The sequence below is a fragment of the methanotrophic endosymbiont of Bathymodiolus puteoserpentis (Logatchev) genome, from assembly GCF_900128525.1.
Lineage (GTDB): Bacteria > Pseudomonadota > Gammaproteobacteria > Methylococcales > Methylomonadaceae > Methyloprofundus.
Window position 1 is genome coordinate 20,816 of the sequence record NZ_FQTQ01000190.1, and the last position, 23,635, is coordinate 44,450.

General features: G+C 40.0%; 21 protein-coding genes and 1 pseudogene. 12 read left to right on the plus strand and 10 right to left on the minus strand.

Annotation, left to right across the window (positions count from 1 at the left end):
* Positions 1–14 precede the first annotated feature (14 nt).
* Genes BQ7314_RS13915 through BQ7314_RS13930 form a run of 4 tightly spaced genes read left to right on the plus strand, consistent with a single transcriptional unit; the run spans position 15 to position 3,278 of the window.
* Positions 15–611: a PilZ domain-containing protein gene (locus BQ7314_RS13915; RefSeq protein WP_245395008.1), complete on the plus strand. Its 597-nt coding sequence runs from the start codon at positions 15–17 to the stop codon at positions 609–611.
* A gap of 8 nt (positions 612–619) precedes the next feature.
* Positions 620–1,615, plus strand: a complete 996-nt coding sequence (gene birA, locus BQ7314_RS13920) for a bifunctional biotin--[acetyl-CoA-carboxylase] ligase/biotin operon repressor BirA (RefSeq protein WP_174484295.1) — start codon at positions 620–622, stop codon at positions 1,613–1,615.
* Entirely contained in the window at positions 1,612–2,352 is a 741-nt protein-coding gene (locus BQ7314_RS13925; protein ID WP_174484296.1) for a type III pantothenate kinase, read from the plus strand. Before birA ends, BQ7314_RS13925 begins: the two co-directional genes overlap by 4 nt.
* Positions 2,349–3,278 (plus strand): SPOR domain-containing protein, encoded by a 930-nt coding sequence (locus tag BQ7314_RS13930; protein ID WP_174484297.1) that lies wholly within the window; start codon positions 2,349–2,351, stop codon positions 3,276–3,278. The genes BQ7314_RS13925 and BQ7314_RS13930 overlap by 4 nt, the downstream gene beginning before the upstream one ends.
* 18 nt (positions 3,279–3,296) lie before the next feature.
* On the opposite strand, the gene BQ7314_RS13935 is transcribed toward BQ7314_RS13930, so the two are convergent.
* From BQ7314_RS13935 to BQ7314_RS13945, 3 genes are all read right to left on the minus strand, one after another.
* A complete protein-coding gene (locus BQ7314_RS13935) occupies positions 3,297–3,746 on the minus strand; it encodes a DUF4124 domain-containing protein (RefSeq protein WP_174484298.1) in 450 nt (149 codons plus the stop codon).
* A 310-nt stretch (positions 3,747–4,056) separates the two neighbouring features.
* Complete coding sequence (gene trxB, locus BQ7314_RS13940; RefSeq protein ID WP_174484299.1) at positions 4,057–5,016, minus strand: thioredoxin-disulfide reductase; 960 nt, start codon at positions 5,014–5,016, stop codon at positions 4,057–4,059.
* 127 nt (positions 5,017–5,143) lie between these two features.
* The gene (locus BQ7314_RS13945; protein WP_174484300.1) at positions 5,144–6,172 is read right to left on the minus strand and encodes an efflux RND transporter permease subunit; all 1,029 of its coding nucleotides are present in this window, start codon (positions 6,170–6,172) and stop codon (positions 5,144–5,146) included.
* A gap of 132 nt (positions 6,173–6,304) precedes the next feature.
* On the opposite strand from BQ7314_RS13945, the pseudogene BQ7314_RS13950 reads away from it, so the two are divergent.
* Positions 6,305–7,212, plus strand: a pseudogene (locus BQ7314_RS13950) (tyrosine-type recombinase/integrase).
* Complete coding sequence (locus tag BQ7314_RS13960) at positions 7,209–8,309, plus strand: IS91 family transposase (protein ID WP_174482658.1); 1,101 nt, start codon at positions 7,209–7,211, stop codon at positions 8,307–8,309. The pseudogene BQ7314_RS13950 and the gene BQ7314_RS13960 overlap by 4 nt, the downstream one beginning before the upstream one ends.
* A 91-nt stretch (positions 8,310–8,400) precedes the next feature.
* On the opposite strand, the gene BQ7314_RS13965 is transcribed toward BQ7314_RS13960, so the two are convergent.
* The 4 genes from BQ7314_RS13965 to BQ7314_RS13980 all read right to left on the minus strand — a co-directional run bounded on the left by BQ7314_RS13965 (position 8,401) and on the right by BQ7314_RS13980 (position 15,083).
* The gene (locus BQ7314_RS13965; RefSeq protein WP_245395009.1) at positions 8,401–10,749 is read right to left on the minus strand and encodes an efflux RND transporter permease subunit; all 2,349 of its coding nucleotides are present in this window, start codon (positions 10,747–10,749) and stop codon (positions 8,401–8,403) included.
* Positions 10,742–11,929, minus strand: a complete 1,188-nt coding sequence (locus tag BQ7314_RS13970) for an efflux RND transporter periplasmic adaptor subunit (protein ID WP_174484302.1) — start codon at positions 11,927–11,929, stop codon at positions 10,742–10,744. The genes BQ7314_RS13965 and BQ7314_RS13970 overlap by 8 nt, the downstream gene beginning before the upstream one ends.
* Positions 11,922–13,304, minus strand: coding sequence for an efflux transporter outer membrane subunit (locus tag BQ7314_RS13975; RefSeq protein WP_245395010.1), 1,383 nt, complete (start codon positions 13,302–13,304; stop codon positions 11,922–11,924). The genes BQ7314_RS13970 and BQ7314_RS13975 overlap by 8 nt, the downstream gene beginning before the upstream one ends.
* A gap of 183 nt (positions 13,305–13,487) precedes the next feature.
* Complete coding sequence (locus BQ7314_RS13980; protein ID WP_174484303.1) at positions 13,488–15,083, minus strand: LysM peptidoglycan-binding domain-containing protein; 1,596 nt, start codon at positions 15,081–15,083, stop codon at positions 13,488–13,490.
* 214 nt (positions 15,084–15,297) lie between these two features.
* On the opposite strand from BQ7314_RS13980, the gene BQ7314_RS13985 reads away from it, so the two are divergent.
* The 3 genes from BQ7314_RS13985 (at position 15,298) to BQ7314_RS13995 (ending at position 18,268) form a co-directional block, all read left to right on the plus strand.
* The gene (locus BQ7314_RS13985; protein ID WP_174484304.1) at positions 15,298–15,894 is read left to right on the plus strand and encodes an SRPBCC family protein; all 597 of its coding nucleotides are present in this window, start codon (positions 15,298–15,300) and stop codon (positions 15,892–15,894) included.
* Positions 15,895–15,990: 96 nt separating this feature from the next.
* Positions 15,991–16,959: a YncE family protein gene (locus BQ7314_RS13990; protein ID WP_245395011.1), complete on the plus strand. Its 969-nt coding sequence runs from the start codon at positions 15,991–15,993 to the stop codon at positions 16,957–16,959.
* Complete coding sequence (locus BQ7314_RS13995) at positions 16,880–18,268, plus strand: competence/damage-inducible protein A (protein ID WP_342590413.1); 1,389 nt, start codon at positions 16,880–16,882, stop codon at positions 18,266–18,268. Before BQ7314_RS13990 ends, BQ7314_RS13995 begins: the two co-directional genes overlap by 80 nt.
* 8 nt (positions 18,269–18,276) lie before the next feature.
* Here the strand turns inward: BQ7314_RS13995 and BQ7314_RS14000 are convergent, their stop codons facing one another.
* Positions 18,277–19,179, minus strand: coding sequence for a sulfite exporter TauE/SafE family protein (locus tag BQ7314_RS14000; protein ID WP_174484305.1), 903 nt, complete (start codon positions 19,177–19,179; stop codon positions 18,277–18,279).
* A 7-nt stretch (positions 19,180–19,186) separates the two neighbouring features.
* Complete coding sequence (locus BQ7314_RS14005) at positions 19,187–19,903, minus strand: MBL fold metallo-hydrolase (protein ID WP_174484306.1); 717 nt, start codon at positions 19,901–19,903, stop codon at positions 19,187–19,189.
* Between the two features lie 172 nt (positions 19,904–20,075).
* Between BQ7314_RS14005 and ssb the strand changes: the two genes are divergently transcribed.
* Positions 20,076–20,588 carry a single-stranded DNA-binding protein gene (ssb, locus tag BQ7314_RS14010; protein WP_174484307.1) on the plus strand — a complete coding sequence of 171 codons (513 nt, stop codon included), beginning with the start codon at positions 20,076–20,078 and terminating at the stop codon, positions 20,586–20,588.
* A 292-nt stretch (positions 20,589–20,880) separates the two neighbouring features.
* Here the strand turns inward: ssb and BQ7314_RS14015 are convergent, their stop codons facing one another.
* A complete protein-coding gene (locus BQ7314_RS14015; RefSeq protein WP_174484308.1) occupies positions 20,881–21,045 on the minus strand; it encodes a hypothetical protein in 165 nt (54 codons plus the stop codon).
* Between the two features lie 22 nt (positions 21,046–21,067).
* On the opposite strand from BQ7314_RS14015, the gene BQ7314_RS14020 reads away from it, so the two are divergent.
* Both BQ7314_RS14020 and BQ7314_RS14025 read left to right on the plus strand, forming a co-directional pair.
* Positions 21,068–21,430: a response regulator gene (locus BQ7314_RS14020; protein WP_174484309.1), complete on the plus strand. Its 363-nt coding sequence runs from the start codon at positions 21,068–21,070 to the stop codon at positions 21,428–21,430.
* A 116-nt stretch (positions 21,431–21,546) separates the two neighbouring features.
* A complete protein-coding gene (locus BQ7314_RS14025) occupies positions 21,547–23,625 on the plus strand; it encodes a chemotaxis protein CheA (protein WP_174484310.1) in 2,079 nt (692 codons plus the stop codon).
* Positions 23,626–23,635: the final 10 nt, after the last annotated feature.

Sequence of the window (23,635 nt, forward strand, 5' to 3'; positions counted from 1 at the left end):
GTGAGCATAAAATTATGAGCCAAAAAAACGTAGCTGAAATGGATGAACGTAGACGTTTCTTTAGAATTGATGATGAAATTAATCTTTTTTATAAAAAAGTAGATTCTGCAGCAATAAGAAAGTATTCCGAAGTATCTAACGAACTACTGAGCCATTGTTCGCTTGCAGCAACTTTAGACGTTTTAAACCAAGAGTCGCAAATTATCTTTAATCGGATTGAGCGTAATAATCCTGATATTGCTGACTATTTAAAAGTCATGGATAGCAAAATTAATTTAATTGCTCGGACTGTATTGATGGATGGAACGGATCTTGTTAATGAGCAAACTCGTAATGTCAGTTTAAGTGCTTCAGGGGTAGCCTTTGAGTGTGAAGAATTAATTTCTGAAGGTGAATTCTTGGAAATTAAATTATTACTTACTTCTAGTATGGCTGTGATTGTTAGTTATGGTAATGTTGTTTATAGCCGTAAAAACCCAGATCCTAAGGCTGATATGGCTTATATAGTAGGTGTTGCCTTTAGCGAAATGAAAGAACAGGATAAGGAGTTATTAATTAAACATGTTGTTAAGCGACAAATGCAGCAAATTCGTGAACATAAAGAAAATTAAAACAACACGTGAAATTTTCAGAAAAAAAGAAAAAATTGTTGAGCTTATTGGCTAATGGGGATTTTCACTCGGGTACAGCGTTAGCTGAGAAATTAAAGTTCAGCCGTTCCGCACTTTGGAAACAAATAAATACCTTGGAGGAGTTGGGGATTGAAATTTTAGCCGTTAATGGCAAAGGTTATCGATTAAAATCACCTTTAGAATTACTTAATAAATCTCATATTATTAATAACTTGACGACTACAACACGGCAATTGATTTCTGTATTTGATATTCATGATCAAATTGATTCCACTAACACTAATTTAGTTGCCTTAAGTAGAGCAATACCGAAATCAACCGGTGTAGTGTGTCTTGCTGAGCAGCAAACAGCCGGGCGGGGGCGACGAGGCCGAGAGTGGGTCTCGCCTTTTGGTAGTAACCTTTACTGCTCTGTTCTCTGGCAATTTCAGAGTGGTCCAGAAAGTCTGTCAGGATTAAGTTTGGCAATTGGTGTCGCGGTAATTAAAGCTTTGAATGCTCATGGTATTCAAGGGGTTGGTTTGAAATGGCCGAATGATATTTATTGGCAACAAAAAAAATTAGGTGGCATTTTGGTTGAAGTGTCGGGGGAAGTAAATGGTCCTTGTAGCGCGGTTATTGGGCTGGGTTTAAACCTTCATTTGTCGAGTGCTGAAGCATCAAGCATAGAGCAAGACTGGGTCGATATCAGTCAAATATTAGGTAGTGATCATAAAATTTCACGCAATGATTTACAGGCATCTCTATTGGAACAGTTTTTTCAAGTCATTAGTCATTATACTGAGCAGTCATTTGCTCAATATAGAGATGAATGGCGACTTTATGATTGCATGCAGGGACAACTAGTTAATTTGTTTATTGGTAATCAAGTCATCTCAGGAACTGTACAAGGTATTAATGATGAGGGATTGCTATTATTGCAAACTCAAGATGGCAAGATGCAATGCTATGCCTCGGGTGAAGTCAGCTTTCGTCGTTTATGAACTTATTGGTCGATATTGGTAATACTCGTTTGAAATGGGCGCTACAGCAATCTGGTACATTGGAATATTTCGGCGCCGCTAATCATAATCAAGATGATTTTTCCGCTACCTTAATCTCTGCTTGGCAGTTTCTGCCGATACCTGATTATATCTATATTGCTTGCGTTAGTTTCACTGAGCTAAAGCAGTTACTTACTACTATTATTAGGCAGCTATGGCCTCATTGCTCTATACAAGAAATCCATACGGAAAAATATTCTCATGGTATAAGTAATGCTTACCATCATCCAGAAAAATTAGGTGTAGATCGTTGGCTGGCAATGCTTGGAGCGGTCGAGCATTATTCTATGCCTGTCTGTATTGTTGATTTTGGTACTGCGATTACCCTAGATGTTATTGATGAACAAAGACGACATTTAGGGGGGATGATTATGCCTGGGTTGACCTTGCTAAAGCAGTCTTTAAGTAACAATACGGCAGATTTAAATTTTTGCTCAGAGGTGTATAAGCAAGGCTTGGCTAAGGATACTCAAGCGGCTATTTATAATGGTTGCCTTTATGCTGTTAAAGGTTTTATTGAGGCAGGACTTATGCAAACTATATCACCTTCACGCTTAATTTTAACAGGAGGTGATGCTGAGTTTTTGGCGACTACTTTAGAGTTAGATGCTGTGGTTGATACCCAACTAGTTTTTAAAGGAATGGCTTTATTAAGTAGCGAGCAAAGTGTGCCGTGAGATTTCTATTTTTAAGTATTTTATTATGCAATATTGTTTTTTTCTTTTGGGAGTATAGAAAAGGCGCACCGGAAATTTACTTACCCATCAGTAGTGAAAATAAGGTGAGTAACGATAATCCTTCGCAGATTTTTTTGCTCAGTGAGCTTCCAGTTAAAGTTTCCTCTTTTTTGGGGGGGGCTGCTGGTAATAGCGAAGTAAACCTTCCTGAGATACACTCTGAAAAATTATTGATTGGGCCAAAGCAAACACTCATTGCTAATGATGATTTTATAGAGCCATTAAATAATATAGAGCAAGTTAATACTCGTGTAGCAGATCTCAATTTAGAATTTATTGGCCCTTTGCTGCCTTCTGAAAATACTGCAGATAACTCTGAAGTCCTTAAAACTGCTAAGCAAGAGGCAGTAATTATTGAGCCTGATAGGCTACTTAGGGCTAGTGCTAAAGCTAAAGTATCGTTTGCCTGTTATCTATTGCAAGACGGTGAATATTCAGAGCGGATGTTCGCCACGAGCAATAAAAGTGAAACCTTTAAATTTGAACTCGTACGACAAGAACAGCAACATATTAGTAGTTATTTAGTACTTACTTTAGCTGCTAATTCTTATCAAGAAGCTAAAACGTGGGAAAAATCGATTAAGCAGCAAGGCATCAATGAGCTGTGGTTGTTTACACGAGGGAAATTTAAATGGCGAATTTCCTTAGGATTATTTAGTACGCAAAGCAAAGCAGAAAAAGTCAAAGCCTCTTTTACAAGGCGAATCTCAAGAGAGCTGGAAGTTGTGCCTAGTTATCAAACTAAGGTGCAGACAGAAATTAAAATAAGTGGTCTGGAAAAAGATATTTCTTTATTTAAAGATGAATTTTTTCAGTATTTTAAGCAAGAAAGTGAATGTGCTAAAGTCCAGGACGAAAATTTTTAGAGTTTATAAAAAGTGTTACTATTTACGGGGAAAAGGAGTAGGGCGAGGTCTTACTATTGGTTTAGGGTTTATGACATAGTAAGGTCTAGTGTTTTGGTAGTAGTCGTTATGCCTTTCTAAAGCTTCTGCTTGACGGGCAGTTTGTTTGGCTTGCTCTTCGGCTGCGAGTGCCTGTCTATACGCAGCATCAGCTTTAGCCTCTTGAGCTCGAAGTATGCGCTCTTTGTCTTTGGCTTCTTGCGCGACTCTTTTTTGTTCATTGCGTAAGGCTAAATCTGATTTTAACTTTTCTGCTGCAGATTGTTGTTGCCTAGTACTAATGTCCTTACTTGGAGTAAATTCTATACTGCTTGTTTTACATGGCTTATCTTGATAACTTATTTGTCCATTTTGACCACATTTATATATTTCTGCATAAGCCGCCGGTGCAATGAACATAAAAAAGGCTAATATAGTGCTTATTCTCATTGTTTTATCCTGTTAGGAACCTTAAAAGAATGAACTTACCTGCTTGAGAGCCCCACTGCCATTAAGTTAAGAGTAATACAATAAATGGGGCGCAGTGCTTTAGCCTGCCTTCGTAGCCTAAAATAGCAGGCTAAAGCACTGCGCCCCGATAAGCTCATTCTTTATAGCCAAATTATAATGATTGGGTATGAGCATTTTTATGAGATTCCTTAGCTTGCCCTGATAAGTGATATCAACCGCTTAACTGGGCAAGCAATAAAATAAATTTATGCAAAGAATGGGAGGTTTCTTGATTTATACTTGGAAGTTTTTAGCTTATCAAGTCATCCAAATATTTCTCTGCATCTAATGCTGCCATACAGCCCGCGCCAGCGGAAGTAATGGCTTGTTTGTAGACTGAGTCCATTACATCACCTGCAGCAAATACGCCTGGGATATTAGTTGCTGTGGCATTGCCTTCGAGCCCACTTTTTACGCGGATATAGCCATGATCATCCATATTTAATTGATCCTTGAATATTTCAGTGTTAGGGCGGTGGCCGATGGCGATAAATACACCGTGGACATCAATATCTTTAGTAGAGCCATCAAGGGTACTTTTGATACGCATGCCGGTCACACCCATATCATCACCTAGAACTTCTTCTAAAGTACTATTCCACAGGATTTCGACATTGCCATTTTTTGCTTTTTCAATTAATTTATCGGATAAGATTTTTTCTGAACGAAATTTGTCTCGGCGATGAATGACGGTGACTTTAGAAGCGATATTGGCTAGGTATAAAGCTTCTTCAACGGCAGTATTACCACCACCAATAACGGCAACGGGTTTATTGCGATAGAAGAATCCATCACAGGTTGCACAAGCTGAAACACCTTTTCCCGCAAACTCTTCTTCTGAATCTAAGCCTAGATACATGGCAGATGCACCGGTCGCAATAATTAAAGCATCACAAGTATAACTGCCTGTATCGCCAGTTAATTTTATGGGTTTTGCATTTAGGTCTGCGGTGTGAATATGGTCAAAAATGATTTCAGTTTCAAAGCGCTCGGCATGTTTGCGCATTCTTTCCATGAGTTCCGGGCCTTGTACGCCTTCATTATCACCTGGCCAGTTGTCTACATCTGTTGTAGTGGTTAATTGTCCGCCTTGCTGTAGGCCTGTGACCATGACGGGTTTTAGGTTGGCGCGTGCTGCGTAAACTGCGGCAGTGTATCCGGCAGGACCTGAACCTAAAATTAACAGAGTGCAGTGTTTTGCTTCGCTCATAAGTCGTTTCCTTATAATGGTTGGGCGTTGATAGATAAGTGGTGTTGATACAAATTCTTTGTAGGGCGTGGCTTTCCCTGCCTCTAAAGTTTGCCCTACCGTTTTAACTTTTATATTATGCGTGCAATTATGGCTTTCGTAAAGCGTCTGGCGTGGTATTTCGGATGGAATTCCAGACATTTTTACAGTCATTAATGACTAAATATAATGAGGGAATTAAGACTAAGGTAATCAGTGTGGCAAAGAGAATACCAAAGCCGATGGAAATTGCCATTGGGATTAAGATACGCGCTTGCCGTGAAGTTTCTAGAATCATCGGCATTAGACCGCCAAATGTGGTTAGAGTTGTTAATATAATGGGACGAAAACGTTGTATGGCGGCAGTTTTTATGACCTCTTTGGGGCTTAGGTGTTGCTGGTGTTCTAAACCGACAGCCTGACTAATTAACACTAAGGAATCATTAACCACAATACCAGATAGGGCAACGATACCGAGTAAGCTTAATATACTCAAGCCGTAGCCCATGATTAAGTGTCCGAAAATGGCACCAATTATGCCAAAGGGAATGCTAACAATCACAATGAGCGGTAGTACATAGCTTTTAAAAGGAATGGCGAGCATGGCGTAAATGGCGAGTATAGCAAAGATAAAACTAAGTTTTAAACTACCGACACTTTCAGCCATATCGGCTTGTCGTCCTTGAAAGCTATACTGTAGATCAGGATATTGTTGAACTAAGTCGGGCAGAGTGCTTTCTGTTAAATCATTAACAATTTCGCCAGCCTGGCTTCTGGGCGTAACATTGGCGGTAATTTGTACATTGCGTCGGCCATCGCGGCGTTTAATTTCAGTAAAGGCACGACCTCGGTCTATTTTTACAATTTCATGCAAGGGAATACCGCGACCTTGGTCTGTCCAAATTAAAAAATCATATAAATCTTGTTCGGATAACCGTTCGTTTTCAGGTAGGCGTACCATCACTTTTATTTCGTTACGTCCACGTTGTTGGCGTAGTACTTCGGAGCCGTAAAAGGCATTGCGAACTTGGCGAGCAACTGAGAGCGGGCTTAAACCAAGGCTTTCACCTTCGGGTAGTAATGAAAAATCTAATTGTTGTTTACCTTGACTCATGCCGTTAGTGACATCTTTAGCCATTGGTTGGACGAAGCCGCTAACGCGGAGAAAAGAACCACCACGCCGGTAATTAAAGTTGTAACCTCACTTCCTTCTATTCGCATAGGAAGGTAACCTGCAAGCTCATTAAACTAACAATGAGGTTACGTCGTTATGAAACCATCTCTTGAATCAAAATACAACCATTACTATTCTCTCCACTGCAAGCATTTAAAACTTCAGGGCTTACAACCTAAAACAATTGAGGCGTATTCACGGGCTATTCGTCGTATCGCCGCTTATTTTAACGGGCATCTGGATGACCTATCTCAAGATCAGCTGCTGGACTACTTTCATGATCTGCTTGACCGCCTTTCCTGGAGTGCCGTTAAGCTGGATCTCTATGGATTGAAGTTTTTCTACACTCATGTCCTTGCTAAGCCTTGGGTCGATATTCCGATGATAAAACCACCACGCTGTACGCGTATTCCCGATATCGTGACGGTTGCAGAGGCACAGCAGCTGTTTATGTCGACACGTCAGTTAAGCTACCGCGTATTCTATTTTACGGTTTACAGTATGGGCTTGCGTCTGGGCGAGGGCTTAAACCTGAAGGTAGGGGATATTGATGCCACGCGAATGCGGGTGCATATCCGCAATGCAAAAGGCAACAAGGATCGTCTTGTCCCTTTGCCCCTCGCTACCTTGCAGGTGCTACGTCAATTTTGGGCGCTGCATCGGCACCCCATATTGATGTTCCCCAATCGGACGCGGGGGCTAAAAGGTGCGCATCTGGCTGAATCACCGCTTGATCGTGGAGGTGTGCAGAAGACAATTGGACTTGTGACTAAGGAAATGGGACTAAAAAAAAGATTTCCTGTCACTCGCTACGTCACAGCTATGCCACACATCTTTTAGAATCCGGCGTTGGATTACTGGAACTCCAGCAGTTCTTGGGGCATAGTTCTCTGTTGACAACGGCACGCTATGCGCATCTGACCGATGTGAGCTGCGATCATTCTGAACAGCGTATCAATCAGCTGATCGGTGGTTTTAACGTGTCGTGGGGGGCGATTAGATGATTTTACTTTCCTCTATCATTGATCAGTTTGAGGCGGATTTCCTTAACAGCTATCAAGGGCAGGTTCTGCCAGTTCAGCGAAAAGCGTTGAATGCGCTTAAAATCTGCCGAACAAAATTCAGCCCTGTTATGCAGGTCAGCTGTATCGACTGTGACCATCAATCTTTTGTTCCGCATTCCTGCGGTCATCGCAACTGTCCGCATTGCCAACATCATGAATCTCAGTTGTGGATTGAGAATCAGCTGAAGAAACAGGTGGCGGGCGACTACTTTATGATCACGTTTACCTTACCTGCACAGCTGAGGCCTTTGGCTAAAAACCACCAGAAACGTGTTTATCAATTCATGTTTGACTGTGTTTGGGAGACCTTGCAATCCTTCAGTCGCAATGACAAAAAATTAAGGGGAGATCCGGGGTTGATTGCCGTTTTACATACCCATGCTAGGAATCTGGACTATCACCCGCATATCCATACCGTCATGCCTGCTATTGCGGTTGATAAGCTCAATAAGCTTGTGCGTACCAAACACGGGAAATATTTGTTTAACCATAAAGCGCTCGCCAAAGTTTTTCGCGGTAAACTATTGTCAAAACTGGCCAAGGAAAACTTAGTTTTGCCTCAATCCGTGCCCCAAAAATGGATTGTTAATTGTAAAAAAGTCGGTTCAGGCGGCAAAGCGCTGGTCTATCTGGGGCGCTATCTTTATCGTGGTGTCATCCGCGAGCAGGATATTCTGTCTGTCCAGGATGGCAAGGTCACCTTCCGCTATCAGAACAGTGAGACCAAGCGTTGGGAAACCCGAACAGAAACAGGCGCAAAATTCTTATGGCGGGTATTACAGCATGTTCTGCCAACGGGATTTCGCCGTGCCAGAAACTATGGCTTTTTGCACCCTAATAGCAAGAAAATGATCAACATTCTACTTACCTTAGGTAAACTGACCCCCAAAAAGATGCTGGAAAAAATAGGCCTGCGACAGCGTCCCCAGATGACCTGTACTTGCTGTGGTGGAAAGATGCAAGTGGGTCGAACTCGGATTCCCATTGCCGAAGTATTCAGGGTAAAAATGAACGGACAAGTCTTGGTGCCGACTTAAGCACTGGAGGCATTTATTGATTATGTAATCTTCAATCACTCACCGGTAAAGGGGAAAAGTGGCCTATCTTGAGCCAAGGCAATTGTCTGCTCTAAAAACAGGGATAATAGGTGAAAATGAGTAAAAAAAGGGGCTTTATGGATGATCGCAATGAAAATCCATCCGTTTTCGGTAAAAGGGTTAAAAAATAGAAGCTCAATGCATTATTCGGGCTGTTCAGCAAAAAGCTATTTGCAATAGCGGAATTCATCTCAAAGGGTAAACCGGGCTTGTCCAACAAACGGTTCAGATTGTGGCTCGCTTCGCGATCACAATCTAACCTTATTCGATAGGTACGGAGTGCTGCTGTGACTTTGATGCTGGCTTGCTCTAATACGCTAATATCATGATGGGTGAGTTCTATGGTAATCGCTGAGCCTGAGCCTGGTCCGCCTGAGTCAGATTCAAAGACCAAGCTTTCTACACCAACTAATTCTCCCACCTCGGCACGCCAACGTTCACTAAAGCCATCGGTACTCATAATTTTATTGCGAATTTCTGGTGGTGCTAAATAGGTACGAATAGTCGCTTTATGACTCCCATCTTTACCTATTTCGGCAAAAATACCTCGGATGAGTTGGTCACCCTGCTCAATCTTGTCGGCACTGCGGCGTGCTGCTGTTACTAAATAATCAACAATAGCTTGGGTTTTTTCTACTGGTGTTCCATAAGGTAGGCTCAAAGTTGCTTGTGCAAAGTCGGATTCAGTTTTAGGGAACATCGACATACCCATACGTCCACTTAAAGCAAAAGATAGGGTGGTTATTAAAATTGAAAAAGCAATGATAACAGTTAAATAACGATGATTAAGGGTAAGCTCAAGAAAACTACCATAACGGTGTACCACCCAATGGCGAAAAGCATGGCTAAATTTTTGTTGTTGCCTATGAAGCCAAAGGAACACGCCTGATTTAGGTTGGTCACTGATATGCGCTAAATGTTGCGGTAAAACAAATAAACTTTCTGCTAATGAAAGTAAAAAAACGATGATAACAACTGTGGGGATCATAAAGAAAATTTTCCCCATTTGACCCGGCATAAAAAATAAGGGCATAAAGGTCGCTATATTGGTTAAAATACTGAAGGTAACGGGTACCGCCATTTCTTGTGCTCCTTTAATTGCTGCGGTAAGTGCGGGATAACCTTCCTGCCGATAGTGATAGACATTTTCGCCAATAATAATGGCATCATCAACAACGATTCCTAAAGCAATAATAAAGGCAAATAGTGAGATCATATTTAATGAGACACCGAGCGCGGGTAAGATTAGAAAAGAGCCAAGGAAAGCAATCGGAATGCCAGTCATTACCCAAAAGGCTAAACGTAATTCTAAAAATAAAGCTAAGGTAATAAAAACTAATGTTAAGCCCATAGCGCTGTTGCGTAGTAATAAGTCTATGCGTTGTGCATAAGAGACGGATGCATCATAACGAATTTCTACCTGTATACCTTCGGGTAAATTACTTAGTTCTATTTGTTCTTTAACGGTATCAGATATGCCGATAGGGGTTTGCTGGCCGACACGATAGACTTGCAGCATAATTGCTGGGACACCATTGTAATTGGCTGAATAATCAGTTTCTTCGTAGCCATCATGAATGGTCGCAATATCACCGAGTAACACAATTCCGCCAGAGGGCGTGGTGATAATGGGAAGTTGTGCGAATTGCTGGCCGGTATCTTTACGCTCTTGCATGCGAATTAATATTTCACCTGCTGTACTTTTAATGCTCCCACCCGGTAATTCTAAGCTGGCATTACGAATCCGTTGCGTAATATCAGCGATAGAAATATGGTAGCGCTGTAAGTTAGCTTGAGAAATTTCAATACTAATTTCCAAGGGGCGAACACCGGTAAGATCAATTTGAGTAATATTGTCGGCTTGTAATAATTGTTCGCGAAAATTTTCAGCAAGTTTGTGTAATACGGCTTCTTCAGTACTGCCATACAGAACCAGAGAAACTGTTTTACGCTTACTGGCAACGATATTGACTTTAGGATCTTCAGCATCTTCAGGAAATGTGGTGATGCGATCAATTTCTCGCTGTATATCCTGGGCTAATAGATTGATATCGGCATCGGTCATTACATCCACTAAAACAGTGGCATAGCCTTCTTGTGCTGATGAACTGATTTCATCAATACCTTCTAAGCCAGAGATAGCATCTTCTATAGCAAGAACAATGCCTCGTTCGATTTCTTCAGGGCTAGCGCCTGTATAGGTCGTGCTAATACTGATGGTATCGGTGACAAAATCAGGAAACACTTCTTGTTTCATGGTGTTTAAGAATAATAAACCACCGAGAATAAAGGCAGCCATCACTAAATTAGCGGCAACCGGATGAATTGCCATCCAGCTAACAGGGTCATGATTATTGATATTCATGCCTTGATCACTCATGATTTGTAACCTTAGTGCGTAAAGTCATGCCTTGAACGGGAGTACTTAAATTGCTGCTAATAATGCGTGCATTTTTAGGTATTTGCTTGGCATCAATAAATATTTGATTGTCACCTTTCCAGATGGGGGTAATGGTTTGTATTTCTAAAGTATTTTGTTTGCTAAGTAACCAGAGTTGTATACCGTTATGTACAACTGAATTAGGGAGGGCGATGACGTTGTGTAGCGTGTCACCGGTAATTTGCACACGTACAAAAGAGCCTAAAATTAAGACAGGTGCCCCCTTGTTTTTAGCTTGTTGGCTCAGAGGGTCTTTCACCTCAATAATTAATTCGGCTAAACGACCTGAGGCTTCTAATTCTGCTTTTAAGCGTTTAACTGTACCTTCACGTGAGCCTTGAGATCCCCATGCTGCGCTATGCGTGATGATGGCTTTAGATCCCGCGTTGCTATTAATACTGGGAATAGCTATTTTGCTTAGTTTGTTGATAGATAGTGAGGCGATGATCCAAAAGCTGTCAATCCCTGCTAATTTAATTAAAGGGGTCCCTGTAGAAAAGGTTGAAACCCAAGAGCCAATTTGTGCATTTGTTTCTAAAACGATAGCATTAAAAGGCGATACAGTACGTGTGCGACTTAAATCTAAGCGAGCTTGTGTTAGTGCAGCTTGTGCAGCTTTAATGGCACTTTTTGCTAAGGCAAGATGTGGTTTGCGTAACACAAGGTTTTTACTTTGCTTATCAAGGGGGGCATTTAATAAGGTAAATTCGCGTTGTGCAATGGCTTGCCGGCCTTGTTCTAGTGTCAGATTAAATTTCGCTTTTTCTAATTCGTTTTCTTTTTGTTGAACCAGTAATTTATAGTCAGTGGGGTCAAGCTGAATGATCTGCTCACCTTTCTTTAAAAACTCACCTGGCATAAAATGTGGACTAACAGATGTAACCATACCATTAATTCGTGAAGTTAAATTAACTTTTTGGGCAGGTACAACACTCCCCATCGCGGTTATTGTTATGGGGTAATCAATCGCTTGTGCTGGAAAGACTTTGACTAATGGTGCGACTTTATTGGCATTAACACGCTTTGCTTTAGGTTTATTATTGAGCCAGTAATACGCTAAACTAAAGGTGATGGTTAAAATGACTAGGGCAGGTAGCCATGATAAAAGACGCTTAAGCATCGGTATTTTCCTTGTTATTAGCGAGTGTATTAAGTTCCCAACTACCAGCAAGTGCGCGATAGAGTTGTATGCGGTACTCTAATAATTGGCGTTTGGCTAAAATTTGACTGCGCTCTAGAGATTGTTGACTCACTTGCGTGGTTAAAACACGTAAAAAATCTATCGCGCCATACATATAGCGGAGTCGAATTTGTAGCGTGGCTTGTTCAGAGAGTTGATGTTGTTTATTTAAGCTAATAATTAATTTCTGCTGTTGATGTTCTTGAATCAACGCGTCTTCGACTTCCTGTATGGCTTGTTGTAGTGCGGTTGCATAATTGTTTAAGGCTTCTGCAGCAACAGCTCGATTTCTATCGACTTCAGCGACACGTCGTCCACCATCAACAATAGGTAAGATTAAATTACCTGCTAGCGTTGCAATCCAGTTATTAAATAAGGATTGTAAATTGGGTGCTGTGGTATCTATACCGACTGATAAGCTCAGTTTGGGAAAGCGATCAGCAATGGCGGCAGCGGTACGCTGATCTGCGGCTTGCACACGAAAATACGCAGAGCGTAGGTCAGGGCGGCGCTGTATAAGGTCGCTAGTTAATCCAGTTTGAGGTTGTGCGGGTAAGTCAGGTAATTGGTCTTGCTCGGGCAATACGAGCAAAGTAGGTGTATTACCGGTCAGAATTGCAAGTTGATATTCTAAAAGTTTAATACTAGAGAGTACATTATTTTGGTCGCCTCTTCTGGCTTCCAGTATTTGTTGTTGCTGGAAGACATCGGCAGCAGTCGCTTGTCCGCCAGCAAAACGTGAAGTAACGATGTCTACATTATCTTTATTAGTCTTAATCTGCTGTTTTAATAAAGCTAATTGGCTGCGTTGCTCGATTAAGCGGTACCAAGCAATCGCGACTTCAGCAGATAAAGAGATAGCTGCCGTATTTAAGTTTTCTTGGGCAATGCGAACATCTAAGTCTGAAGCATTTCTATGGGCACGTATCCGCCCCCATAAATCGACTTCATAACTGGCATTCAAGCCTAAACTAAATTGACTTGCATCTGTGTGGGCACTGTAATTTTGTTGGCCTGTCAGTGCGGCAGTAATACTCGGAATTAAGTCCGCCTTGGTTTTGTTAGCAATCGCTTGTGCTTGCTCAAGGCGGTTGTAAGTCGATAACAGGCTGAAATTATTATCCAGTGCTGAGTCGATAAGTTGATTGAGTTGTGGGTCATTAAAAGCGAGCCACCAGTATTCTTGATATGTTGATTTACCAGGTTGTGAGAATTTTTCGGGGGTTATTATCGGTGTGGGAATTTTATTTATTGGCATTGCACACGATTGGGCAAGCAGTGCAGTAATGATAATTAAGCGTGGTTTGATATCCATATATGCAAAAGACATTAAATGACGAGAGAGTGTAACAAGTCACTAGGAATGTAGTTATAACTCCTGAAACGTTAGTTGATGTAGCGCTATTGGTTCTCTCAGGACTGACAAGGCTAGGGTAGCATGGAATTTTGATTTCTTTTTTCGTAGGATTTATATGTGCTATACGAGACTCACTCCTTATTATGTAGAGGGTTGCGTGGTATCCACTTTGACCTTTAGTTTTTGTCCTAGTTTTAAGTATTTTCCTAAGCTATTTTTATTCCATTTACGTAAATCAGCGACACGTACATTAAATTTTTCTGAAATAGTTGATAAAGAATCACCACTACGTACTGTGTAACGAATAGGTTGAATGACTGACTTTCGTCGGGTATATTTTTTTGTTTCCTTATTGGTTTTTTTAATGATCAGCTTTTTCCCTAAAGGCAAAGGCGCTTTAAGTCTAATGTGATTCCAACGAGCAATATCTCTGCTATGTAAATCTAGCTTTCTAGCAATACTCCATAAGCTATCACCCGCTTGTACTGTGTAAGTAGAGTGTTTATTGTTAGGCTTAAGCTGACTGGCTTGAATAAATGGATTATTATTTATTTTACCTTGCGCTAAAGGAATAAGTAGGTAAGTTCCTGCACGAATTGTATTGTTACTTAAATGATTAACTTCACGAATAACTTTAACTTGGGTTTTATAACGGTGAGCAATACGACTTAAACTATCGCCTGAAATAACTTTGTGACGTTGCCACTTAATGCGATCTTGATCTGCTAGCGAAGCTAGATTTTCTTCAAAAAGATCTACTTTATCAATAGGAATTAATAAACGGTGCGGGCCTTTTGGTGGTGTGTAAGCGCGGTTACAGCCAGGGTTTAATTGAAATAACTCATTTAATGAGGTATCAGAAAGCTTAGCAGCTAAAGATAAGTCAAGCTGTGAACCAATATTGACAGCAGAGAAGCTAGGTTTATGATCCAGTTTCATTAAATCAACACCATAATGCTTCGCGTTAGCGAATATTTTGGCTAAAGCTAATAATTTAGGAACATAGCGCTCTGTTTCTCTAGGAAGGTCTAAACTCCAAAAATCAGTTGCTTTATTTTTAGCGCGGTTGCGTTTTATTGCGCGTTTTACATTTCCTTGGCCGGCATTATAGGAGGCGAGGGCGAGTAGCCAATCATGCTCAAATAGTTCGCCTAGATTTTTCAAGTAACTCGTTGCAGCCTCAGTTGAAGCATAAATATCACGCCTTCCGTCATACCACCAATTCTGTTCTAGGCCATAAATTTTACCTGTAGAGGGAATAAACTGCCACAACCCTGCAGCACGCGCATGTGAGTAGGCGTGTGCTTTAAAACCACTTTCGATTGCAGGCAATAAAGCAAACTCACCTGGTAAGCCTTTTGCCTCTACTTCTTTAATAATGGCATATAAATAAGGCTTGGCACGGGCTTGAATAGTTTCAATATATTTTGGGTGTGCTAAATACCAAGAAACAGCTTTATCAATGCGGGTATTATCCTCTTGTGGAATGGAAAAAAGAGAAATCAGGTATTGCCAGCTATCTTTAGGCTGGGCATTAACATCGATAGCAGGAGTAAAACCTTCTTGGTCGACTAATAAGGTTGATTGCAAAATTGTTTGAGGTGCGGGAGAGGCGTTAATGATGGCAGGCTCTATGCGCAGGTGTGCACTGTGATCAGAATTTTTTAGACTACAGCCATTAGCCAGTAGTAAGCTTAAAGTTCCAGAAATAATGGCGCGTTGCTTAAGTTTGTTCATAGTCTAATAAGATAGCTACTTTTTTTATATAAATCTGACTATTCTACTGCGTTTATAGAAAAATTATTAGAAAAATATGACCTTTGCTATATGTACTCCTGTTTGTTTTTAGGTGTGAAGAGTCGTAAGACTCTCTTTTTTAATTTTAGCATTAATCAAATTGGCTTATAATAGTTGCTTTAGTTTTTACATTACTATCAATTAGGAATTTAATATGAAAAAAATATCTTTTCTTGCGTTTTTCTTGTTTTTATTTAGTGCGGTTTCTTACGCACATGGCCCCGTTAGAGGGAAAATGACGGCAACTATAGATATTGAAGCGCCCGCTGAAGAAGTTTGGGAGATTATCAAAAATTTTGATGATATGTCATGGCACCCTGATATTAAGGTAATAAGTTCTACCGGTGGTAATGAGAAAGGAGCTACGCGTGTTTTGTCTGTTCCTGGCGGTGAAATCACTGAGAAGTTAAAAAGCTATAATGATAAAAAAATGTCATATAAGTATAAAATTACCGATATGACTGCGGTAAAAACAATTCAACATTCTGGCCAAGATGAAATTGTTCCCGTACTTCCGGTTGATAACTATCAAGGTGTGATCACAGTTAAGAAAAAAGGTAATAGCTCTGTTGTTACTTGGGTTGCTACTTATTACCGTGCTTATATGAATAATTATCCACCAGAAGAGTTAAATGAAGAAGCTGCTGATGCCGCTGTGACAGCTGTTTTAACATCAGGTTTAACAAGTTTATTACATAAGTTTGAACCCAATACATTATCTACAGCTATTACATTTACAATGAAAAGATAGCTTTTTAGTAGGGCGGACTTTAGCCCGCCCTATCAATGGTGCTTACTGAGCTAGAAACTCTAAACCCTTCCCAAACCCTTGATCAGTGGTTTCTTTGTGAATAATCCATGTAAAACTGTTTTACAATTCGTTATAGTCTTATGTTTCGCCTATAGCTCTAATATATTAGCGCAATCTTATGCTTTTATAACGAACCAATTAGATAATAATGTAGCCGTTATTGATTTAGCAACCAATGAGGTTATTAAATCTATAACCGTTAAAGGCAAGCCCGTCGGTGTTGCCGTTAACCATAAAAATAATCAAGTTTATATCAGTACGCCCCAAGGTGAAGGATTTACAATCATTGATGGCAACACCCTGGAAGTTATTAATCGGGTTAAAGTCGGTGGCGCATCAGTTGGTATAGCAGTAAGCCCGAATGGGAAACGTATTTTTGTGGCAGATTGGTATGAAAATAGTGTCTCTATCTTTAATAGTGCTGACTTACATTTAGAAAAGAAAATGACGGTGGGGAAATCACCTTCTGGTTTGGCTGTTAGTCATGATAACCGCTGGTTATATGTAGCCAACCGTATGGATGATTCAATTTCTCAAATTGATTTAGATAAATTAAGCATTAGAAATACAACGAAAGTAGGTGCACATCCTTTTGGTATTTGTTTAGATAATAAAAGGCAACGACTTTATAGTGCTAATGTAGAAAGTAATGATATTTCTGTTTTAAGCACCCAAGGCGCTAATTTGAAACGTGTGGCGCGTATAAAAGTTGGCGGGCGTCCTTATGCTTCAGCTTTGGCACTAGGGGGCAAGTTGTTATTTGTGACCAATCAAGATGATAGTACTGTTTCTGTGGTTGATACAAAAACCTTAACTGAAATTAAGCAAATTGAAGTTGGTGAAAAACCTGAAGGGATAAGCACAAGTACTGATGATCGCCATGTTTATGTCGCCAATTGGTTTGATGGAACGGTTTCAGTGATTGATGCGCAAACACTTTCTGTTGTTAAAACAATCAGCGTTGCTGATGGTAGTCGTGCTTTTGGTGATTTTATTAGTCGCTGAGGTATTACCTTTAAAGGTAGAGCATGACTTTAGCCCACCTTTAAGCAAGCGAAAAAATACTATTCATATAGTTACCAATATGCAGCCACAAGTAGAAATATTCTCTCAAGGTGAAGAGCTTATCACCGGTCAAACAGTTGATAGCAATGCGACTTGGTTATCTCAAGAGCTAGTACAAATGGGTTTTATCATCAAGCGTCATACGACTGTCGGTGATAATTTATCTGATTTAAAAAAACTATTGCAAGAAATGTCATTACGTACCGACTGTTGTATTAGTACTGGAGGTCTAGGGCCAACAACAGATGACTTAACATCTCAAGCTGTTGCTGAAGCTTTTGCTCGACCTTTATCTTTAGATTCGGTGGCACTGGAGCAAATAAGCGCTTACTTTACGGGGCGTAAGCGGGCTATGGCTGACACTAATCGTAAACAAGCCTTTTTCCCAGAAGGTGCGGAGCGTATTGATAATGAATGGGGCACTGCACCTGGTTTTGCTTTACAAGAAAATCGTTGCTGGTTTGTTTTTCTTCCCGGTGTTCCCTTTGAAATGAAAGCAATGTTTGCTGAGCAAATTACAACAAGATTAAAACAACGCTTTTCATTGCAAGCAAATCAATTGATCACTTTACGATCTATAGGTATAGGAGAATCTGATTTGCAGGAGAGAATTAATACCATGTCTTTACCTGATGCCGTTCAGTTGGGTTTTCGAGCAGGTGCTGATGAAGTTCAAACTAAGTTATTATTCCCCGCGGGCACAGATCAGGAGCAAGTTAAAAAGCTTGTGCAACAACTTGTTTCCAATATTGGTGATTATGTTTTTGCCATCGATGGGTTGAACAAGAAACAAGGTTCTCTTGTTGGTGTTATTAATCAGCTAATGCAGCAGCGAGAATTTACCTTATCAGTACAAGAAACGGCATCCCAAGGTTTAATCGCTGCGAAATGCATTGGCCAGCCCTGGTTATTGGCATCATCTTTTAGTCAAACATTGCAGCAGTTAAGCAATAAACTTAGCCTGCAACTTGGGTCTACTGCTAGTTTTAAAATAGCGGAAAGTATTGCCCATAAAATCCAGCAGCAAGAAGGTACTGATTTGGTGCTAGTTCAGTTGTATCAAGGGGGCGTTGAACAACTTCAGCACAAAGAGCAAAGTATTGTTATTTATAATCTACTATTAACGCCAGAGGGGGTTCGGCGCAGTGAATCTAATATGAATGGTTCGCAGCAACGAAAGCAAAACCAATCTGCACTATTAGCCTTGGATCTTTTAAGGCGTTATTTACAAAATAAAGGCTCAGCGTAATGCTATTTTTAGATTTTATTGCTTTTCGTATGTAGCCAAGCCCATAAACGATAAACGAGCATAAAAGCAATAACAGAAGATGCGCCTATAATAAATTCACGGTTATCTTTAATCAGCACTTGTATTTGCAAAATAATGCTTTGATTAACTTCTTTGTAAAGTAAATAACTGCCTAATAGTAGTACGAAATAGCCAAAGCCTCGCTTTAAATGATGTGCAGGAATATAGCTTGAAGCATTTGCCCCAGCAAAACTGCCGATAATAGCTAGAGTAGTAATCATTAACGTCAAGACTGGGTCAATATCTAAATGATTAGCATGGCCAGCAAGCGCTGCAGCTGTTTGTAAGGTAATAATAAATAAAGAAGTGCCAATCGCTCCATGAATGGGTAATTTAGCAAGGTGAGTTAAGGCTGGAACTAGTAAAAATCCTCCGCCGACTCCTACTAAGCCAGTCACAATACCCAAGAAAAAACCATCGAATAAAATAGCCAGTACAGGCAATTCTAATGGACAAGTGGGTGTGTCACTTGAATCAGCACTAGTATCCTTGGATTGTTTGCTGTTTTTTAAAATCATAGAAAAAGCTGCAATCAGCATAACCACGCCTAGTAGTACGAGTAATAAAGCACCAGGGATATAAGCTGTTAAACGTCCTCCTAAAAAAGCACCAAGCATGCCAGCGCTACCAAATACAGCCCCTGTTTTCCAGCAAACGTGGTCTTTACGAGCATGGTGATAAGTTGCAATTAAACTCGTGCAGCCAACGACAAAAAGAGACATGACAATAGCACTTTTAGCAGGAATATCGACTAAATAAACTAGCACAGGAACCGTTAATATCGAGCCACCACCACCCAATAAACCCAGTAAAAAGCCAATAATAATGGCGAAGAAACTAGCTAAAAACATAAGTTTATTATCCTTGTCTTAGTGGTTCTTGGGATGTTTCTATTTTTCCACAAGCTTGGTTTGCTGGTAGGGCGGCATCAATATATTTAGGATAGGGTAAATTTAAATTAGCCATAATTTCAATAAACTCAGCGCAGGTTTTTTGCTGCCCTAAGCGTGCATTTAATGCTATTTCTTGGGCAATATTAGACACCCGTTTGCCATTATAATCATGTCCAGGATAGACTAATGTATCCGCCGGTAGGGTAAACAGCTTTTCGGTGACACTATTATATAAGGTGGCTGTATCGCCTTGCTGGAAGTCAGTGCGGCCGCAGCCATTAATCAGTAAGGAATCACCCGTAAACACACGGTCACCAATTAGGTAACTCACACAGCCACTCGTATGACCTGGTGTGTGTAATATTTTAATTTCAATGTCACCCACTTGCAACACTACTCCATCTGTCACTAAGAGGTCAGCACACATAGCGCCTGCATCCCTATGAACTATGCTTTTGCAATTTAGCTGATCACGTAATAAACTAGCACCCGTCACATGATCTGCATGTACATGAGTTTCCAGCGTATAAATAAGAGTGAGATCTAAGCTGTCAAGTAGCTCTATATAGTGTTTTAATTCTGTTGCAACGGTATCGATTAAGAGCGCTTTTTTGCTGACTTCACAAGCGATAAGATAAGTATAAGTACAGGTATCTGGTTCAAAAAGTTGTCTAAAGATCATTATTATTTATCCATTAATATAATCAAATGCTAATTAAAGGTTAGCGATAATAGCGCTTAATTGCAAGGCAAAGTTACCACGAATTTATATTGTAGGCACAGAATTAAATTGAATAGTGGTAAACTAGTTTGATACAACATTAGCAACATAATTGAATCATTTGGAGTAATAAATGCTGAATAAAGTAACCTTAATAGGAAATTTAGGCGCTGACCCTGAAGTGCGATATATGCCTACAGGTGGAGCAGTTACCAATATTCGTTTGGCGACAACGGAACGCTGGAAAGATAAACAAACGGGTGAGCGTAAAGAAAGTGTTGAATGGCATCGTGTTGTTTTTTTTAATCGCTTGGCAGAAATTGCAGGTGAGTATTTAAGAAAAGGTAGCCAAGTCTATATAGAAGGGCGTATTCGCACGCAAAAATGGCAAGATCAAAGTGGCCAAGATCGCTATACGACTGAAATTGTTGCTGCTGAAATGAAAATGTTAGGGAGTCGCTCAGGAGGTACAGCACCTTTGGGTAATCATTCACCTGCGCAGCAACATGCTACAGCACAAAATACTTCGCCCCCTGCCCAGAGTCAGAGTAATCCGGCCTCTACTCCTGCATCACAATCTCGGCCTATGTCTGAACAACCGCCAGCTGCGGCTTATGAGGATTTTGATGATGATATTCCTTTTTAGGAGACACCTAACACTAATTGTGTAAAAGATATTTATAAGCCTCTATTTATAGGGGCTTTTTTTATGGTGAAATGATTTTTTTTGTAAAATTTATATTTGCTGGGATATTGAAGACTAATTTTATATTTAAAAAATAAACTGACTATTCTCTATGTTGCTATTCAGAATTCCCTTCGAATACATACAATACCCAGCTCTAAATCTAGAGAGTAAAGAGAAATATCAAGTTTAATGAGTCAGGATGAAAAATTTTTTCTAAAGAATTTGATGATTAAGTCGATAAGTATATAAATCATTTTTGCCTTAAGTCCTTTAAATTTGTGTCGTCAAGCTTGTCATCATCACCCATTTGAATACTAAATCTTATATGTTTGAAGCAAGTCACAATAATAAATGTTAAAGTTCTTTTTTTGCTGTTCTTTCCTGTATCATTCAAGAAAGTTAAAAAATTATTCATAATATTACCTTAGGAGAAATAGATGGCTAGCATACTAGCAGTTGATGATTCAGCATCAATGAGACAAATGGTCGCCTTTACCTTAAAAGGCGCTGGTTATACAGTTGTTGATGCTGTAGATGGTATAGATGCACTTAATAAAGCAAAAACACAAAAGTTTGACTGTGTAGTAACTGATGTGAATATGCCAAATATGGACGGCATCACATTAATTAAAGAGTTAAGAGCCTTACCTAATTACAAGTTTGTCCCTATGTTAATGTTAACCACAGAATCTGGTATGGATAAAAAGCAACAAGGTAAAGCTGCAGGCGCAACAGGTTGGATCGTTAAACCTTTTAACCCTGATCAGTTATTAAAGACTATAAAAAAAGTTTTAGGCTAGACAGTAAGTTTAGGTTTGCATTCTCAAAGCTTAATAGGTCAAGGTTGGGTTATATAGTGATATAAACAATAAGGTCGGCTGGTTTTTTACTTAATTTAAAGTATACAGGTTATTCAATGTCAATTGATATGGCGCAGTTTCACCAGGTTTTCTTCGAAGAAAGTTTTGAAGGCTTGGATATTATGGAGTCAGGATTATTAAACCTGGATATGGGCGATGTTGATTCTGAAGTTATTAATACAATTTTCAGGGCAGCTCATTCAATAAAAGGCGGTAGCGGAACTTTTGGTTTTACTGCGGTATCGGATTTTACCCATGTGATGGAAACGCTCTTGGATGAGATGCGTGATGGGCGCAGGCAAATCACTCAAGCGGCTGTTGATGTCTTGCTTGGTTCGGTTGATTGCTTGCGTGAAATGTTGTCGGCCATACAAGATGAAAATGATATTGATGAGGTTAGTGTCGCAGAGCATAAAAAGGCTTTGGAAATTGAGCTAAATGGTGCAAGTGGTAAGGATAATTCACCAGCCACTCCTGTTGAGTCGCCTGAAACAGTGGTTATTAAGGAGATGGAAAGTGCCACTGAAAGCGGATGGAAGATTTCTTTTTGTCCTCATGCGGATTTACTAAAAACAGGTAATGATCCTGTGCGCATGTTTCGAGAGTTATCGGAGCTAGGTGATTTAGAGGTTATTGTTGATTTGCACGGCGTTCCAGCACTCTTTGAACTGGATCCTGAAGAGTGTCATTTGTCTTGGACTTTGATTCTTAAAGGAAATGTTAAAAGAGAAGAGATTGATGATATTTTTGATTGGGTTGAAGGTGAGTGTGACTTATCTATTCAAGAATTAAACTTAGGTGAAGCGTTAGTTAATATGCAACAGACTGAGCCTTCTAGTTTGGTTGAGCAAACAACTCCAAGTGACAGTCTAATCACTGAAAATCAGGAAAACCCTGAGCTGAAGAAAAATATTCCAACATCATCTAAACCCGTTCAAGCTAAGGAGAAAAAATCAAAAGGAGCTGCTTCGACTTCCATTCGAGTAGATACCGGGAAGATAGATACGCTCATTAATATGGTTGGTGAACTGGTTATTACTCAGTCTATGTTGAGCTTAGTCGGCGAACATTTCTCCCCTGACAAAATCGATCACCTAAAAAATGGCTTAGTGCAATTAGAAAGACACACGCGTGAGTTACAAGAAAGTGTCATGAATATCCGCATGCTACCCATCAGTTTTGTCTTTAGTCGCTTTCCTCGGCTGGTACATGATTTGAGCACTAAGCTGGATAAAAAAATTGAGCTAAAGTTAGTCGGTGAACATACAGAAGTTGATAAAACAGTTGTTGAACTTATTAGTGATCCGCTGGTTCATTTAGTACGTAATAGTTTGGATCATGGTATTGAAATGCCCGCTGACCGAATTGCCGCCGGCAAGCCTGAAGTGGGTTTGATAACTCTAGAAGCTTACCATCGGGGAGGTAATATTGTTATCGAGGTAAAAGATGATGGGAAAGGGCTAAATAAGGATTTTTTACGCAACAAAGCAATAGAAAAAGGGCTTTTAGACCCAGATGCCGTACTAACTGATAAGCAATGTTATGAACTGATATTTATGGCTGGATTTTCAACAGCAGAAAAAGTAACTGATGTTTCAGGGCGTGGCGTAGGCATGGATGTGGTACGCCGAAATATCCAGTCTTTAGGCGGGAATATTGAGATAACATCTCATTTAGGGGTTGGTTCAACTATATCAATTAACTTACCTTTAACCTTAGCTATTTTAGATGGGCAGTCTATTGCTGTGGGAGATGAGACATTTATTGTGCCACTTGGCTCTATTATTGAGTCCATTAAAATTAACGATAATATGGTTAATCGTGTCGCTGGAAAGGGCGAGACATTTCGCTTGCGTGATGAATATCTGCCTATAGTACGAATGCATCATGTTTTTAATGTTAAATCAGCTAAAGCAACTAAATTAACCGAAGGCTTATTAGTTGTTGTTGATGGGCAAGGCGTACGCTGTGGCTTGTTTGTCGATGATTTATTAGGCCAACAACAAGTGGTTATTAAGTCGTTAGAAGCAAACTATCGGCGTGTGGAGGGGGTATCAAGTGCAACTATACTGGGTGATGGTTCAGTTGCGTTAATTTTGGATATTCCTGGTTTAGTACGTTTATCAAATCAGTAATACGAAACAG

What these genes read in the sequence shown, in the direction of transcription:
- BQ7314_RS13915 (WP_245395008.1), top strand. Translation starts at nt 15, where the DNA reads ATGAGCCAAAAAAACGTAGCTGAAATGGATGAACGTAGACGTTTCTTT.
- BQ7314_RS13925 (WP_174484296.1), top strand. Translation starts at nt 1,612, where the DNA reads ATGAACTTATTGGTCGATATTGGTAATACTCGTTTGAAATGGGCGCTA.
- BQ7314_RS13935 (WP_174484298.1), bottom strand. Translation starts at nt 3,746, where the DNA reads ATGAGAATAAGCACTATATTAGCCTTTTTTATGTTCATTGCACCGGCG.
- trxB (WP_174484299.1), bottom strand. Translation starts at nt 5,016, where the DNA reads ATGAGCGAAGCAAAACACTGCACTCTGTTAATTTTAGGTTCAGGTCCT.
- BQ7314_RS13945 (WP_174484300.1), bottom strand. Translation starts at nt 6,172, where the DNA reads ATGGCTAAAGATGTCACTAACGGCATGAGTCAAGGTAAACAACAATTA.
- BQ7314_RS13960 (WP_174482658.1), top strand. Translation starts at nt 7,209, where the DNA reads ATGATTTTACTTTCCTCTATCATTGATCAGTTTGAGGCGGATTTCCTT.
- BQ7314_RS13965 (WP_245395009.1), bottom strand. Translation starts at nt 10,749, where the DNA reads ATGAGTGATCAAGGCATGAATATCAATAATCATGACCCTGTTAGCTGG.
- BQ7314_RS13970 (WP_174484302.1), bottom strand. Translation starts at nt 11,929, where the DNA reads ATGCTTAAGCGTCTTTTATCATGGCTACCTGCCCTAGTCATTTTAACC.
- BQ7314_RS13975 (WP_245395010.1), bottom strand. Translation starts at nt 13,304, where the DNA reads ATGGATATCAAACCACGCTTAATTATCATTACTGCACTGCTTGCCCAA.
- BQ7314_RS13980 (WP_174484303.1), bottom strand. Translation starts at nt 15,083, where the DNA reads ATGAACAAACTTAAGCAACGCGCCATTATTTCTGGAACTTTAAGCTTA.
- BQ7314_RS13985 (WP_174484304.1), top strand. Translation starts at nt 15,298, where the DNA reads ATGAAAAAAATATCTTTTCTTGCGTTTTTCTTGTTTTTATTTAGTGCG.
- BQ7314_RS13995 (WP_342590413.1), top strand. Translation starts at nt 16,880, where the DNA reads ATGCGCAAACACTTTCTGTTGTTAAAACAATCAGCGTTGCTGATGGTA.
- BQ7314_RS14000 (WP_174484305.1), bottom strand. Translation starts at nt 19,179, where the DNA reads ATGTTTTTAGCTAGTTTCTTCGCCATTATTATTGGCTTTTTACTGGGT.
- BQ7314_RS14005 (WP_174484306.1), bottom strand. Translation starts at nt 19,903, where the DNA reads ATGATCTTTAGACAACTTTTTGAACCAGATACCTGTACTTATACTTAT.
- ssb (WP_174484307.1), top strand. Translation starts at nt 20,076, where the DNA reads ATGCTGAATAAAGTAACCTTAATAGGAAATTTAGGCGCTGACCCTGAA.
- BQ7314_RS14015 (WP_174484308.1), bottom strand. Translation starts at nt 21,045, where the DNA reads ATGAATAATTTTTTAACTTTCTTGAATGATACAGGAAAGAACAGCAAA.
- BQ7314_RS14020 (WP_174484309.1), top strand. Translation starts at nt 21,068, where the DNA reads ATGGCTAGCATACTAGCAGTTGATGATTCAGCATCAATGAGACAAATG.
- BQ7314_RS14025 (WP_174484310.1), top strand. Translation starts at nt 21,547, where the DNA reads ATGTCAATTGATATGGCGCAGTTTCACCAGGTTTTCTTCGAAGAAAGT.